General features: G+C 49.6%; 13 protein-coding genes. All 13 read right to left on the reverse strand.

What is annotated here, in order from left to right:
- The gene (gene pabA / locus ACQ4MX_RS14590; RefSeq protein ID WP_431085613.1) at nucleotides 1-576 is read right to left on the reverse strand and encodes an aminodeoxychorismate/anthranilate synthase component II; all 576 of its coding nucleotides are present in this window, start codon (nucleotides 574-576) and stop codon (nucleotides 1-3) included.
- 5 nt (nucleotides 577-581) lie between these two features.
- Nucleotides 582-2204 carry an anthranilate synthase component I family protein gene (locus tag ACQ4MX_RS14595; RefSeq protein WP_431085614.1) on the reverse strand — a complete coding sequence of 541 codons (1623 nt, stop codon included), beginning with the start codon at nucleotides 2202-2204 and terminating at the stop codon, nucleotides 582-584.
- A gap of 128 nt (nucleotides 2205-2332) precedes the next feature.
- Nucleotides 2333-3271, reverse strand: coding sequence for a cysteine synthase A (cysK, locus tag ACQ4MX_RS14600; RefSeq protein ID WP_134911724.1), 939 nt, complete (start codon nucleotides 3269-3271; stop codon nucleotides 2333-2335).
- A gap of 217 nt (nucleotides 3272-3488) precedes the next feature.
- Nucleotides 3489-4433, reverse strand: a complete 945-nt coding sequence (locus ACQ4MX_RS14605) for a peptidyl-prolyl cis-trans isomerase (RefSeq protein WP_431085615.1) — start codon at nucleotides 4431-4433, stop codon at nucleotides 3489-3491.
- Between the two features lie 20 nt (nucleotides 4434-4453).
- Nucleotides 4454-5338, reverse strand: coding sequence for an Hsp33 family molecular chaperone HslO (gene hslO, locus ACQ4MX_RS14610; RefSeq protein ID WP_431085616.1), 885 nt, complete (start codon nucleotides 5336-5338; stop codon nucleotides 4454-4456).
- Nucleotides 5339-5561: 223 nt separating this feature from the next.
- A complete protein-coding gene (locus tag ACQ4MX_RS14615) occupies nucleotides 5562-6329 on the reverse strand; it encodes a type III pantothenate kinase (RefSeq protein WP_431085618.1) in 768 nt (255 codons plus the stop codon).
- Between the two features lie 6 nt (nucleotides 6330-6335).
- Entirely contained in the window at nucleotides 6336-7226 is an 891-nt protein-coding gene (gene nadC / locus ACQ4MX_RS14620) for a carboxylating nicotinate-nucleotide diphosphorylase (RefSeq protein ID WP_431085619.1), read from the reverse strand.
- Entirely contained in the window at nucleotides 7216-8829 is a 1614-nt protein-coding gene (gene nadB, locus ACQ4MX_RS14625; protein WP_431085620.1) for an L-aspartate oxidase, read from the reverse strand. Before nadB ends, nadC begins: the two co-directional genes overlap by 11 nt.
- Before the next feature lie 277 nt (nucleotides 8830-9106).
- Entirely contained in the window at nucleotides 9107-11146 is a 2040-nt protein-coding gene (ftsH, locus tag ACQ4MX_RS14630) for an ATP-dependent zinc metalloprotease FtsH (RefSeq protein WP_431085621.1), read from the reverse strand.
- 97 nt (nucleotides 11147-11243) lie between these two features.
- Nucleotides 11244-11783 carry a hypoxanthine phosphoribosyltransferase gene (hpt, locus tag ACQ4MX_RS14635; protein WP_014279057.1) on the reverse strand — a complete coding sequence of 180 codons (540 nt, stop codon included), beginning with the start codon at nucleotides 11781-11783 and terminating at the stop codon, nucleotides 11244-11246.
- A 47-nt stretch (nucleotides 11784-11830) separates the two neighbouring features.
- Nucleotides 11831-13279, reverse strand: a complete 1449-nt coding sequence (gene tilS, locus ACQ4MX_RS14640; RefSeq protein WP_431085622.1) for a tRNA lysidine(34) synthetase TilS — start codon at nucleotides 13277-13279, stop codon at nucleotides 11831-11833.
- Between the two features lie 66 nt (nucleotides 13280-13345).
- Entirely contained in the window at nucleotides 13346-14287 is a 942-nt protein-coding gene (locus ACQ4MX_RS14645; RefSeq protein ID WP_134914524.1) for a protein kinase domain-containing protein, read from the reverse strand.
- Nucleotides 14271-15020, reverse strand: a complete 750-nt coding sequence (locus ACQ4MX_RS14650; RefSeq protein ID WP_283654061.1) for a hypothetical protein — start codon at nucleotides 15018-15020, stop codon at nucleotides 14271-14273. Before ACQ4MX_RS14650 ends, ACQ4MX_RS14645 begins: the two co-directional genes overlap by 17 nt.
- Between the last annotated feature and the right edge of the window lie 47 nt (nucleotides 15021-15067).

The following is a 15067-nucleotide window of genomic DNA, read 5'->3' on the forward strand; positions in this document are numbered from 1 at the left end:
TCAGACGCCTACCTTGCGTTTCAGGAAATTGCGTAACAGTTGATGTCCGTGGTCCGTAATGATGGACTCCGGATGGAACTGAACTCCTTCCACGGCAAACTCTTTATGCCGCAAGCCCATAATTTCACCTTCCGCAGTTTCAGCGGTAATTTCCAGACATTCAGGCAGGCTCTCGCGCTCCACCAGCAAAGAATGATACCGGGTCGCTGTGAACGGGGAAGGCAAGCCTTCAAATACCGATGTATTATGGTGGAGAATCGGTGATGTTTTGCCGTGCATGAGTCGTTCAGCCCGGATGACATGGCCGCCAAATGCCTGTCCGATGGCCTGGTGACCGAGACAAACGCCGAAGATCGGAATCCGTCCTTTAAAGTAGCTAATCACGTCCAGCGATATTCCCGCCTCATTCGGCGTGCATGGACCTGGCGAAATCAGAATATGCTCTGGCGCCAACTCTTCTATGCCTTTCAGATCAATCTCATCGTTCCGTCTTACGGTTACTTCCTCGCCAAGCTCACCCAAATACTGAACAAGATTGTACGTAAACGAATCATAGTTATCAATCACCAAAATCATACGACTCACCCTCCTGTGATACCGCTCTTGCTCAAAGCGGCTTCTTCTTCACCACATTGTACTGCCTTCATGACGGCTCTTGCCTTATTTCGGCACTCGCGATATTCCCTGTACGGGTCTGAGTCAATGACAATGCCTGCACCTGCCTGTAAATAGGCTGTGCTGCCTCTGACAGCTAGTGTTCTTATTATAATATTTAATTCCATATTGCCGTTATAGTCAATCCATCCCATGGACCCTGTATAAGGACCACGCCGGACAGGCTCTAATTCTTCAATAATTTCCATAGTACGCACCTTGGGCGCTCCGGTAATGGTTCCCCCCGGAAAGGTAGCAGCAATCACATCTAAAGCGGTACGACCCGCGGCCAGCTTGCCCTCTACTTGAGAAACGAGATGCATCACGTGCGAATAGTACTCGACAGTCAGCAACTCCGGCACATGCACCGTTCCGTATTCAGCAATCCGGCCGATATCATTACGTTCCAGATCGACGAGCATAATATGCTCGGCACGCTCTTTTTCGCTCGATAGCAGCTCGGCAGCCATAGCGCTATCCTCTTCCGGTGTCAGTCCTCGCCTTCTCGTACCTGCAATGGGACGTGCGCTGACGCGTCCATCTTCCAGCTTAACCAACAATTCCGGCGAACCGCTGACGATTCGTAAATCCGGCATACGCAGCAGGCCCATGTAAGGGGAAGGGTTCAGCAGGCGAAGCCACTCATAGATATCCTCAGGTTGGGCTGCCAGCGTACGTTGCTGACGAATCGACAGGTTTACCTGAAATACGTCACCTTGTGCAATGTATTCCTGCACGCGCTTTACGGCGTGTTCAAAGTCCTCTTGGTTGAAAGCTGCTTTCCAGCCTTCTGCTTCATGATGAGTAGCGAACAGCTCTTCTTCGGCAAGTCTTGCGCAACGGCGAATATAAGCAGGGTCAGATGCTCCGGCTTGTATGATGTTCTCCCACTGGGTCAGCATACGTTCTGCACGCTGGACAGCTTCTGCGTAATATTCGGAAAGTATGGCTTTCTGCTGATCCAAAGCGACATCATCGACATTGACGGTGTTACTACTGACGGTATCCAAGTGAACAGGTGCGGGTGTATGAATAGCGCAATAAATACGGGCTTCCTCATGATCATAGATCCATAGCTCGTTTACTTGCATCCATACATAGTCCGGTATGCCTGTATCGTCTGCTGCCTGTATCGGTAGGCGCTCCAGTGAGCGAGCTACATCGTAGCCAAGATAACCAGCAAAGCCTCCAGTGAAAAAAGGAATACCCGGTACGCGCGGCGCACGGTAGGGAGCGATCCAGTCGTTCATGACTGTCAGGGGCTGACCTTGTATGAGATCACGCTTGCCGCTTTTTAGATCGGTCCAGACTGCCTGTTCCCCTTTACCTTCCAATAAAGCAACCGGATTTAAGCCCAGATAGGTGTATCTCCCGCCTTTAGCGCTCTCCAGTAAAAAGGCATAGGGTGACGAATTCTCCCATGCCTTCTGCCATGATAACGGTAAACCGTCCGCAGGTAACTGATACTCAGCAATATATGGGATTATACTCCATTCTTCCTTCTGCCAGGCCTGCCACTGTGCCTCCGTTACTCTAGCTGTCGATTTCATGCGTGTGCTTCCCCTTCCCTTACTTTGCGCAAAGTTCTGTATGCTAATTTTTAAAAAGAATCCCCCACCCCCCTGACAACAGGGAAATGAGGGACTCCTTACATATAGTATACACAATTACAACGTAATTACAGTTCGAAATTATACAGTGGCGTACTCAGGTAACGTTCACCATTACTTGGAACGATGACAACAATGCGCTTGCCTTTGCCCAATTCTTTAGCCAGTTTCAAAGCTGCATGAACAGCCGCACCGGAGGAAATACCTGACAAGATGCCTTCTTCCTTGGCTACTGTACGCGCAACTTCGAAAGCTTCATCGTTTTCTACATGAATAATTTCATCATAGATGTCACGGTTCAAAATTTCAGGAATGAAGTTGGCACCAATTCCCTGAATTTTGTGGGGTCCTGGCTTACCACCAGCCAAGATTGGAGAAGCAGCCGGCTCTACAGCAACGATTTTGATTTCAGGGAATTCTTTCTTAAGCACTTCCCCTGCACCAGAAATAGTACCGCCTGTACCAATCCCTGCTACAAAACCGTCCAGACTGCCGCCAATGGAGCGAATGGCTTCCACGATCTCAGGACCTGTCGTTTCACGGTGAATTTTGATATTGGCTTTGTTCTTGAACTGCTCGGCAGCAAAATACTCCGGATTCTCACTCAGCAGCTCTTCCATTTTCTTAACAGATCCGTTCATGCCTTCCGATCCGGGTGTCAGCACAAGTTCTGCTCCGTAAGCACGCAACAAGTTGCGACGCTCCAAACTCATTGTTTCTGGCATAACGATTACTGCCTTGTAGCCCTTCGCGGCTGCAACCATGGCCAAGCCGATTCCTGTATTACCGCTGGTAGCTTCAATAATCGTACCGCCTGGTTTGAGCAGTCCTTCGCGTTCGGCCTCTTCCACCATACTAATCGCGATGCGGTCTTTTACACTGGACCCCGGGTTCTGGTATTCCAGTTTCAAATAAATTTCTGCGCTATCTTCCGGTACGATCCGGTTAAGACGGACGAGAGGGGTCTCCCCGATAAGTTCGGTAACGTTATTGACGACTTTAGCCATGATAAGTTCCTCCCTGACATTGAATGTTATATTAATTTTTTGCAGAATCACATTGTTAAACAATCCTGATTTTAATTTCCGATAAAAAAGGTGGGTTTTCCACGATAATCATAACAATCTTCAAATCCATTGTCAATACGAGCCATAAAAAACACGACTCCTCAAGCTCTGATTTTCAGCATCGCGCTTCCTTCAATCCAAGAATCGCTCACTCTGTTTATAGAGAAATGGATGGCATATCTTTTCCGGGCAAAATCCGTACTCCGTATTTATCACGCAGGCTTTTCTCTACCTCTTCCAGAGGAGCAGCTTGAGCGAGTGCAAGCGAGCGACGAATTTGCTGTCGAATCTGTTGTTCGTTCGTGGGAGCTTCCAGGCGGATATCCTGTACAAAAATGACGGCATAACCCTCGTTAACCGCAATGGGACCAGCAACATCACCGGAACTTAGCTCTCTCGCTGCCTCCATAATCTCTTGCGGCTGAAAAGGATCATACTCGTCCACCCATCCCAGCTGTCCACTTTTGTCTTTGCCGAAAAGATGACTGGAATGTTCTTGAAGCAGTGTATCAAAGCTTTCTCCCTGCTTGACCCGTTCCAGCAGCATCTCAGCTTCCTCCGCTTGGGTCGCGTATATAGCTGCCAGCTTGATCTGCTTGCCGACTGCAAATTCCTCCGGGTGCTGCTTCCAGTACTGGTCAATATCAGCTTCCTGAACCTGAATACCCTGTGTGGCTATTTTCTCCAACCCAATCCGGTATTCCGCCTCACTCCGCAAATCATCCGGATTTAAGCCAAACTGTTGCTGCATTTCCTCAAAATAGGCGCGATTCGAAGCATACCCTTTGCTATCCTGCTCCAAAACCTGCTGCAAATCCTCTTGGGTAACCTTGATACCGAGACGCCCAGCCTCCGCCTCCACAACTTTGCGGTTTAGCATTTGTAACAGTGTAGTGGCTCCATAGCGTTTTTTCAGCTCCGCAATCCACTGCTCCTCCGATATGCCTTCCTGACCCATTTCCGCCACAGTATGATCGCCGTCGCCCTTGGTTACATCACCCGGCTTTAACAGCCCACGAAGCATGATAAGACCACCCAAGGCGGCGACACTGACGGTCAGGATAATGACAGCCGTCCATAATCCTTTCTCCCGTGTAGTCATCGCTCACACCGCCCATCCGGTTAGGCTTTGGCTTGATCTAACAGATTTTGCAATTCATCTTTATTAAACTGATAAGCCTCATTACAGAAATGGCACACGACCTCGGCCTGTCCCTCTTCCTCAATCAGCTGCTCCAATTCGCTTTCTCCCAAGCTGATCAATGTTTTTTCCACACGCTCTCGCGTGCATTCACATTGAAAATGAATATCCATTTCGTCGAGAATCCGAACGTCCGGCAGCATCCAGCGCAGCATTTCATCAAGCTCTAAACCCTGATCCAACAGAGCTGTAACTGGCGGAATGGAGCCGACTGCATTTTCGATGGCCGTAATCTCATCATCATCCAAGCCCGGAAGCAATTGAATAATAAATCCGCCTGCCACGATAACCGAGTTATCGGTATCCACCAGCACGCCTAAACCCACTGCTGAAGGTGTCTGCTCAGATTTAGCAAAATAGTAGGTGAAGTCCTCACCCAGCTCGCCGGAAATAATCGGGGTACTGCCCCGATAGGGTTCTTTTAACCCCAAATCCTTGATGATATGAATAAAGCCCTCTGTTCCGACAGCACCTGCTACATCCAGTTTGCCCATACTATTACTCGGCAAATGTACATGCGGCTCGGACACATAGCCCCGCACCTCACCTACAGCGTTGGCATCAACGACGATTTGTCCGATTGGACCGTCACCTTTAACTTGAACGGTCAGTCGCTCTTTACCTTTTAACATAGAACCCATAATGGCACCCGCTGTAAGCGTTCGTCCCAAAGCGGCGGTGGCAGTAGGATACGTATCATGTCTTCTCCGCAGTTCCTCCACCAGTTCTGTTGTCCGAACCGCAAAGGCTCTGACCCTTCCATCCATAGCTGTACCACGAATAAGTCGATCCTGTTTCTTTTCCATATTGAGTTCCTCTCCTATTCTCAGAGCAGCTATATGCTGTTATTTTCGTTAGTAAGTGTTCCCGCATAACTACAAAGCATGATTTTCTGCTATATAAATAACCTGTATCTACAGATCACGCGAATCGTTCAAAAACGTAACATATTTCAGTATAGACGAAAAACGCCGCCAATCCAAACCGGTTTCATCTCCGGCTGGCCTCGGCGGCAGCTTATATCTATTTTTATTCAGCGTTACGTTGGTAAATGATACGCAATCCTTCCAGCGTCAACATCGGCAACACTTTCTGAATGCTCCGTGTCTCCGAGGCAATTAACTCGGCAAGACCTCCGGTAGCAATAACCGTAGGCTCTGCCTGCATTTCCTCCTTGATGCGCTCCACAATACCGTCCACTTGCCCTGCATAACCGAAAATGATCCCCGCTTGCATAGCATGAACCGTATTGCGGCCGATGACCTTCTTGGGTTTTTCCAGTTCAATGCGAGGCAGCTTGGAAGCTCGTTGATACAGCGCCTCCGTCGATATCCCGATACCCGGCACAATGACCCCACCCAGGTAGTTTCCCTTATCATCAATACAATCAAACGTCGTCGCCGTTCCAAAATCGACCACAACCAGAGGACCACCATACCGCTCGACAGCAGCAACCGCGTTCACGATCCGGTCAGCCCCTACTTCCCGCGGATTTTCATAACGCAGATTAAGACCGGTCTTGATTCCCGGTCCGACGATGAGGGGTGTTCTGCCTATGTATTTGTCGCACATTTCCTCCAACACATGAACCAGCGGTGGAACGACTGAGGAGATAATGACCCCTTTAATATCATCCTTCAATACGCCGCCCATACTAAAAAGATTATGTATGAGCACGCCATATTCATCTGCGGTAGCCTGTCTGGAGGTGCTGATCCGGTAATGATGCAGCAGCTCTCGCCCCTGATACATCCCCAGCACAATATTGGTATTGCCCACATCCACTACAAGAATCAATCGGTGTCACCTATCTTTCTTTGCGTTAAGGTCAAGGCTGATATCCAGATTACGAAAAGAGTACGTCAGCCTGCCTACAGAAATCACATCTACGCCACTCTCAGCCATCGCACGCACCGTATCCAGCGATACATTGCCTGAGGCTTCCGTTTTGACATGTGGAGCTTGTTCCCGAATGAAACGAACTGCTTCCTTCATGTCCTGAACGGACATGTTATCCAGCATAATAATATCCGCTCCGGCATTCAGCGCTTCCTGAATTTGTTCCATATTTTCCGTCTCTACTTCAATCGTCATCGTGTGCGGAATATGGGTACGTGCCCGGGTCACCGCCTGTATAATCCCACCCGCACCCTTGATATGATTATCCTTAATCATAACGGCATCATACAAGCCAAACCGATGGTTGGAACCGCCACCCACACGAACAGCGTATTTTTCAAGCAACCGATGCCCTGGTGTTGTTTTCCGTGTGTCCACCAAGCGCGTCGAGAGTCCTTGAAGCTGATCAACAAAGGATTTGGTTCGCGTCGCAATGCCCGACATCCGCTGAATCAAGTTTAGAGCCAAACGTTCTCCCGTCAGAATCGCATGGGTACTCCCTGTCACTTCTGCCAGAACAGTTCCCTGCTCAATCCACTGCCCATCAGTCACCAGTGGAGTGAAGGACAGCGAGGGGTCTACGACCCGAAATACGAGTTCTGCCACGGGCAAGCCCGCAACAACGCCAGACTCCTTGGCATGGATTACCGCCTTGGATTGGTGATTCGGCTCGATGGTCCAGCGCGTGGTCACATCACCCGATCCTGTATCTTCTCGCAGCCAACTGCGAATTTGTGCTGTCAGTTCTTCCTGATACCCGCTAAATTCTCCATAATGCTCGCTGTTAGATGTCATGAACGTACTCCTCCGTTATCCCTTGCTCACGTCGCTGCTGGACATGCTTGCGCCATACGCCATCGTCTGCTATAGGGAAATCCTCACGGTAATGTGCTCCCCTGCTTTCCTCACGCAGCAGCGCCCCATCCGTGACCAGCAGACCACAAGTGAGCAAATTGGCAAATTCGATCTCTTCCCGGCTGGTCAGGGCAGCGCTGAAAACGGACAACTGCCCCCGTAGCTGATCCAGTGCTGCTTGTAACCCCTCCCCATTCCGACGGACTCCGGCATAATGAACCATTGTTTCTTGCAGCTTGAGCTGCTGCTCTATGATAGACGAAGCCAGAGAGTCCACGCGGTTGTCATCGTAGGATATCAGCGTATGACCGGCCAGCGGCGGTAAAGAATGTAACCGCTCGACAATCCTGCTGCCGAATACGACCGCCTCAGATAACGAATTACTCGCCAAACGATTAGCCCCGTGTACACCAGTGGAAGACACCTCACCACATGCGAACAGGCGTGCAAGGGTGGTTTCTCCATGCAAATTGGTCTGGACGCCGCCCATCATATAATGCGCAGCGGGGGCTATGGGAATCCAGTCCGCCGTTATATCCAGACCATAGGAAAGGCATGTCCGATAAATGGTTGGAAACCGTTGCTTGATCCGTTCAGACGGTTCATGTTTAATATCAAGGTATACAAACGCAGCCTGCGTACGCTCCATCTCATGAACGATTGCACGAGCTACAATATCCCTTGGTGCGAGTTCCTGTCGGGAATCATACTGCTCCATGAAACGCTCTCCATGAATATTGCGCAACACAGCCCCTTCACCCCGCACGGCTTCGGAAATCAGAAATCTTGGAGCACCCGGATGGCACAACGCTGTCGGATGAAACTGTATAAATTCCATATCCCGCACAGCTGCCCCGGCGCGATATGCCATAGCAACCCCGTCTCCGGTCGCGATATCCGGATTGGTCGTATATCGAAATAATTGTCCGCCGCCCCCAGAGCATAAAATCGTTGCATTCGCAGTGACATATAATCGTTCGCCATTCGGCTTTTGAACGAGAGCGCCGATGCACTCGCCATGCTCGGTCATCAGGTCGATCACCATATGCTCGTTCCACACCTCGATAGCGGGATGATCAGCGACCTTCTCTGACAATGCACGAACAATTTCATAGCCAGTGGCATCCCCATTTGCGTGCAAGATGCGCCGATGGCTATGTGCGCCTTCCTGTGTCAGCGCAAGCTCGCCATTCTCTCGGTCAAAGGCAGTCCCTAAACGTATTAATTCCTGCACACCGCCTGGCCCCTCATGGACAAGCGCCCTGACCGCTTCCGGTTCACACAGACCTGCACCTGCAATCAGGGTATCTTGAATATGATAAGCTGGTGCATCCTCATCCGAAGTGACAGCGGCGATGCCGCCTTGTGCATACCGGGTGTTGCTTTCCAACAATGTCTTCTTGGTAATTAGCAATACCCGCCGATTCTCCGCAGCCTTAATGGCCGTGTATAAACCCGCAATGCCGGAGCCGATAATCATCACGTCGGCTTCAAATTTGGGCAATTCCGCTACGTCAAAATCAACCAGATATCTTGGAATCATGCCTTCACCTGTTTCACAGAGAATAGCGCACACCATAGGTTGTACAGTATGCGCTCACGGTATATGTTCAAAAGAATTGAAAGTCGATTACAGCGGCAGAAAGCTTTTATAGTCAAGCACACAAACAGCCGTTTATTTATCAATAAATGTACACAACGTTCCTCCGTCTGTCAAATCGCCTCAGCTATTTCTCCAGTATTTAAAAAGCTCCGGAAAACCAATAGTTACTGGTTTTCCGGAGCTTTCATCTACGCTTATTCAACTGTCAACCTGATAATCAGGTTGTTGTCGGTGGAGTGCCACCAGAGTTGCCCGAATTATTACCGTCCTCTGGCTTTTGCAGATTAGGAATATCATTCGGTTGGTCTGTTGTATTCTTTGGCTCGTCATCCTTGCCTTGAATACGTACACGAACGTCTCCGATGTTGTCGATCACAGGCTCACCATTTTCCGGTGTACCTTCTCCCTCATTCGTGCTGCCGTCCAAAGAACCTGTCTCGATCAAACGTTTAATTTGCTCAAGTTCCAGAGTTTCTTCAACCAGCAAGGTTTGGGCGATCAAATGAACCTCTTTGGAATATTTGGTCAGGAGTTCTCTGGCACGCTCATAAGACTCGGTGATGAAACGGTTCATCTCCTGGTCAATCTGATAAGCGATCTGATCACTGTAGTTCTGCTCATGACCGATATCCCGTCCAAGGAATACCTGGCCTTGCGAAGTGCCAAACTGCATTGGACCGAGTTTCTCACTCATACCGTATTCCACGATCATGCTGCGTGCGATACTTGTTGCTTGTTGGAAGTCACTGTAGGCACCCGTTCCGATTTCACCAATGAACAGTTCCTCGGATACACGTCCACCCAGCAAACCAGTGATTTTGTCCAGCAATTCCTGCTTGGTCGTCAGCATGCGATCTTCCTTCGGAAGCATGATGACATATCCGCCTGCGCGTCCACGTGGAATTATCGTTACCTTGTGAACCATGTCGGCATTTTCCAAGAAGAAGCCGATAATCGTATGGCCTGCTTCGTGATAAGCTACAATCCGTTTCTCGCGGTCACTGATTACGCGGCTGCGTTTTTCTGTACCTACGATAACACGGTCGATCGCTTCATCCACTTCTCGCATCGAAATATCTTTACGGTCACGACGGGCTGCCAACAACGCAGCTTCGTTCAACAGGTTTTCCAGATCAGCGCCTGTAAAGCCTGTTGTACGCTTCGCGATAACATCCATTTTAACATCTTTAGTTAATGGCTTGTTGCGTGCATGTACAAACAACACAGCTTCGCGACCTTTAACGTCTGGGCGATCAACTGTAATTTGACGGTCAAAACGTCCCGGACGAAGCAATGCCGGATCCAGAATATCCGGACGGTTCGTTGCAGCTACGATGATAATACCTTCGTTCGCTCCGAATCCATCCATCTCAACGAGCAATTGGTTAAGCGTCTGCTCACGTTCATCATGTCCGCCACCCAATCCAGCGCCACGTTGACGTCCGACAGCATCAATTTCATCAATGAAAATGATACATGGTGCGTTCTTTTTCGCGTTTTCGAACAGATCCCGTACACGGGAAGCGCCGACACCGACGAACATTTCTACAAAATCAGAACCCGAAATGCTGAAAAACGGTACTCCGGCTTCGCCTGCAACAGCTCTTGCCAAGAGTGTTTTACCAGTACCCGGAGGGCCCACTAACAGGACACCTTTTGGAATACGGGCGCCCACAGCTGCGAACTTACGCGGGTCCTTCAAGAATTCTACGACTTCAACAAGCTCTTGCTTCTCTTCGTCGGCTCCTGCCACGTCTTCGAAGGTAACTTTCTTCTTCTCTTCGTTATAAAGACGGGCTTTGCTCTTGCCGAAGTTCATAACTTTGCCGCCACCGCCCTGCGCCTGATTGAACAGGAAGAAGAACAACAGGAACATGATCACCAAAGGAACAATAGAAGTCAAGAACGTTAGCCAAATGCTTTCGCCTTCCATTTTCTTCTGTACGTATTCAAACCCGTTCGTTTCACTAGCGTTAACCAATTCGGTTAAAGCAGAGTCCGTTGGCGGAACATACACAGAAAAATTGGTGGATTTGGCATTAGCCGGCTGCTTCTTATATGCACCGGTTACAAGATAGGCGTAACCGTCAAATTGGACCGTTACTTTAGAGATATTATTAGCTTTAACCTCTTGCCGTAATTGGTCATATCTAGGGAGATCGGAGGCTTCGTTACTGTTGCTGACAAACTGAACGATGCCCACCACAACTAAAAAAAGAATCAAATAAAAACCAGAATTCCGGATGAACCGATTCATCCCCTACCTCCTCTCGAAACACTTAAGTTATTTTACCATAGCCTATAAGCCCTTCTCAACAAAGGACCCTATTTAGTCCTAGGACTGGAGGCTGAGATTAGCTGGTGTAGATTTCCGGCTTCAAAATCCCTATGTATGGGAGGTTCCGGTAGTGCTCGGCATAATCCAGACCATAACCGACAACAAACGCATCCGGAAGAGTAAAGCCGGTATAATCAGCTTCAAGATTAACCGTCCGGCGGGCAGGTTTGTCAAACAAGGTTACGACACATACCGAATTGGCATTACGGTTCTTAAGCAATTCAATCAAATGAGTCAACGTCAGGCCACTGTCGATAATATCTTCGACGATCAGAACGTCGCGTCCTTCAACCGAAGCGTCCAAATCCTTAATAATTTTAACGACGCCCGATGATTTGGTGGACACACCGTAACTGGATACAGCCATGAAATCAAGCTCCAATGGTACTGTAATAGCTTTGACCAAATCCGCCATAAAGATAAACGCACCCTTCAGCACGCAGATCACCAACGGATTCTTTCCTTCGTATTGCACGCTGAGCTGTGCGCCCAATTCCTTGATTTTACTCTGAATTTCTTCTTCGCTGATTAATACTTCCTGAATATCATTCTGCAACGGTGTAAACCTCCTAAGTTTATACTATGAAAGCCATTCCTGCGCAATTACCGATGCCCTGGACTCTCCTGTCTTTGCCATGACATGTATATAACCGAAGACGTGTGCTTTTGCACCGCGGCATGTACAGAACGCCGCACGCCCGGAATCCAGAGAATAGCTCCGGAGTGGTCGCAGACGACGGGAATAATGGGACGCAGCGAAGGAGGTATTTTTTCATCAATGAAAATATCTTTAACCTTTTTTCTTCCGTTTAATCCCATTACATACATGGTATCTCCAGGTAATCGCGAGCGTATTGTCAAAGGCAGGGCTAATTCATCCGCGTCGAAGCACGCTTCCTCCTCATTCGGCGGATTGGGTCCATCCGAATAGGAAGTTCTTCGCCACCGAAGTACACCACCCGCCTCAGGCAATTCAAGCTCACCGGAAATAGGCAATACGTCCAGTCCATAGCACCATTCGCCCATAACGCCTTGCGTACGGTTAAACAAAACCGCTTGGTCATATTCGCGGATTCCAACCGCACCGCCGCCCAAGTCCAAACTCCACGTGGACGGCCGTTCCTGGAGAAGCCTCAGTCGAACGGTCTCAATTTTACGAAAATCTAAATTTTCACTGTCCGAAGGCAGATAATTTAATATTAGTTTAATCAACCTCCGTTGTAAAGCAACGGATAACTTGCGGTAGGAAGCAATGGAAAACATATGCCTGCCATTATCCAAGTGTACTAGTTCCTCGTACACCGCCAGCGTGGATGCCTCCATAAAATCATTTTCCTCAGCCATCGTTTCGGCCAGCCGGTTCAGGGACGGTGTCAGTTGCTCATTATATTGCCCCAAAAAAGGAAGCACATCCATACGAATGGCGTTACGGCGGTATTTCGATAATAAATTGGTGCTGTCCGTTACATAGGAAAGGTCATGAAACTTGCAGAACTCGATCAGGTCAGCCTTGTACATACGTAGCAACGGGCGAATGAGTTGCACATTTTTTTCCTTGCGTGTCAGCCGCATACCCGCCAGACCCGCCGGGCCGCTACCGCGCAGCAAGTGCAGAAGAACGGTTTCGGCCTGATCATCCCCGTGATGAGCCATCGCAATATGCTGTGCCGCCCACTTTGCAGCCGTATCATGCAAAAAGGCATAGCGCAGCTCGCGAGCCGCTTCCTGCGGCCCCTTGCCGCTCTCCTTCATATAAACGGGCACATCAACCCGAATCATTTCAAACGGAACATCAAGTTTCCGAGCCATGTGGCGTACCTCCTCAGCCTCCGCATCCGATTCCTCCGGCCTGAAGCCATGATGGACGTGAGCACAGATCAACTGCAAAGGCATATGTACGACGGATATCTCATGTAAAATGTGCAAAAGGGCCACCGAATCCGGCCCTCCGGATACAGCAACCACGATGCGGTCTCCGGGGCTCCACAGCGAATGATCTCGCGCGAGGGCGAGCACTTCCTGTACAACACCGGTCGGTTTTGTTGTTCCCATTCACGACCCTCTTTTCTGCCGACCGTAAAAATGATGATCATCTGTTATCTTATGTAAGTCCTGCCGCTACCTTAGCGCAATCCAGAGCGCTCCGGCAAGCAGCAAAAGCGAGAGCGTGAAAGCATATCCCAGCCAGCGCGGATTTCCTCTTTTCACGGACGATTGCCTGACATGCGCAGAAGCCAGACGCGACCAGGAACGAGCCGCCACACGGGTATCGGGATATTCTCCACGCACTGCACCCACCAGCCATTCGGCATAGGGTCGTAATACACGGCTACGGCGAATGATGATGGTCAATTCCGCCGTATTACGTAGCTGTGGCAGCCTGCCCGCAGCTACTTTTAACGATTCGCCCTCCAATATATGAATAGTTAGAAGGGCGAAGGCAAACAGATCATACTGTGAATCGGCATTTCGACTGCCCGCATTCCAGAATCCCCTGTCATACCATTCTGTAAATTGCTTAACGCTCCGTCCCGCAAGGGACACCCCGCCATAATCAATCAACTCGGCTTCTCCATAGGCATTGACCAAAATATTTTGAGGCTTCAAATCGCCAAATACCCATCCTGCCTGATGCAGATCAGCCAAACGATTAAGTATGCCAGTTCCAGCCACACCATACCATTCCGCTCCCTTGAGCGCCACAAAACGATGAAGCGGATCTCCCTTGACGTATCGCATGACATAAAAGGGTATTTCCCCACCGCTACGCAAGGATACATCGTCCACCTCGAACAAAAAGGATGGATGTCCGTTTTGCTGGAGAGCGGATTGGGTTCCCTGCGACTGCAATGTGGTCAGCACGTTAATCTCTGATTGCAGATCAAGCGTGTTCTTCCCCATTTTCAGAGCAAATTGTCGATCTGCCTGTGCCTCTTTTACCAAATATACAGTTCCGTTCGCCCCCCGGCCCAGCAGTCGCTGAATGACATAGCTGCTCCGCTTCCACTTGCCCTTGATGACCGTTCCGGGTGCAAGAACGGGATCAGACGACGTAGTCACCGAGCATCCCTTCTCCTTTGCCATAGGATTCTTCCATATCTTTCTGTTCCCCTAGTGTAACATATCGGTAATAATCAATCACTTGTAAAATGGCTGGACCCGTTGGAGTCGCCCCCTTCATCCGCAAACGGCCGAATATCGACTTGACCTGGCTAAGTTCAGAGGTCCAACCAATATCCATGACCGCATCTTCACCCATCCGTCCCCCCGGAAAATGAAAGACAGAAATACGGCTAGGCCCGCTTCTGGACTGTAAACTGAGCAGCAAATCCCGAATGCTGTCTTCTACGGCAGGCAGCTTGGGCTTCATGCTCGCACTGGCATCAATGAGCAAAGCAATTTCCAAAGCGCTGGTTTCTGTCAGTTCATCCATCACCTCAACCACCTGTGCCCGTTTGGCCGGCGGCAGTTCACCGATATGCCGGGCGCCCCCCTCACCCAAAATATGCGTTAACTCTCTATTAACCGCCTGCTGAATCGTTTGAACCACTGTTTTGCGCGTCATCATCTGCATGGTCTGCGCCAATTGCTTCGTGCCTACAATTTGGCTAAAACCTCCTCCCGCTTTAGCGATTTCCTGAATCTCCGTACTTCCAAGCTCACCAATCGTCCCGTAATCTATGACTCCGGCTACGTTCACCGTAATGCCTTCCTGTAAAGCCTGAGCCGCCGCCATGACCGGACTGACACCCACATTAGAGCATCCGTCTGTAATGATCAAAATTTGCTTCATAGCTTTTTGACCTCCCGCTTCCTCGTAATCTATTCCGATAGATTCTA

The sequence above is a fragment of the Paenibacillus sp. 8b26 genome (genome assembly GCF_050626875.1).
GTDB lineage: Bacteria > Bacillota > Bacilli > Paenibacillales > Paenibacillaceae > Paenibacillus.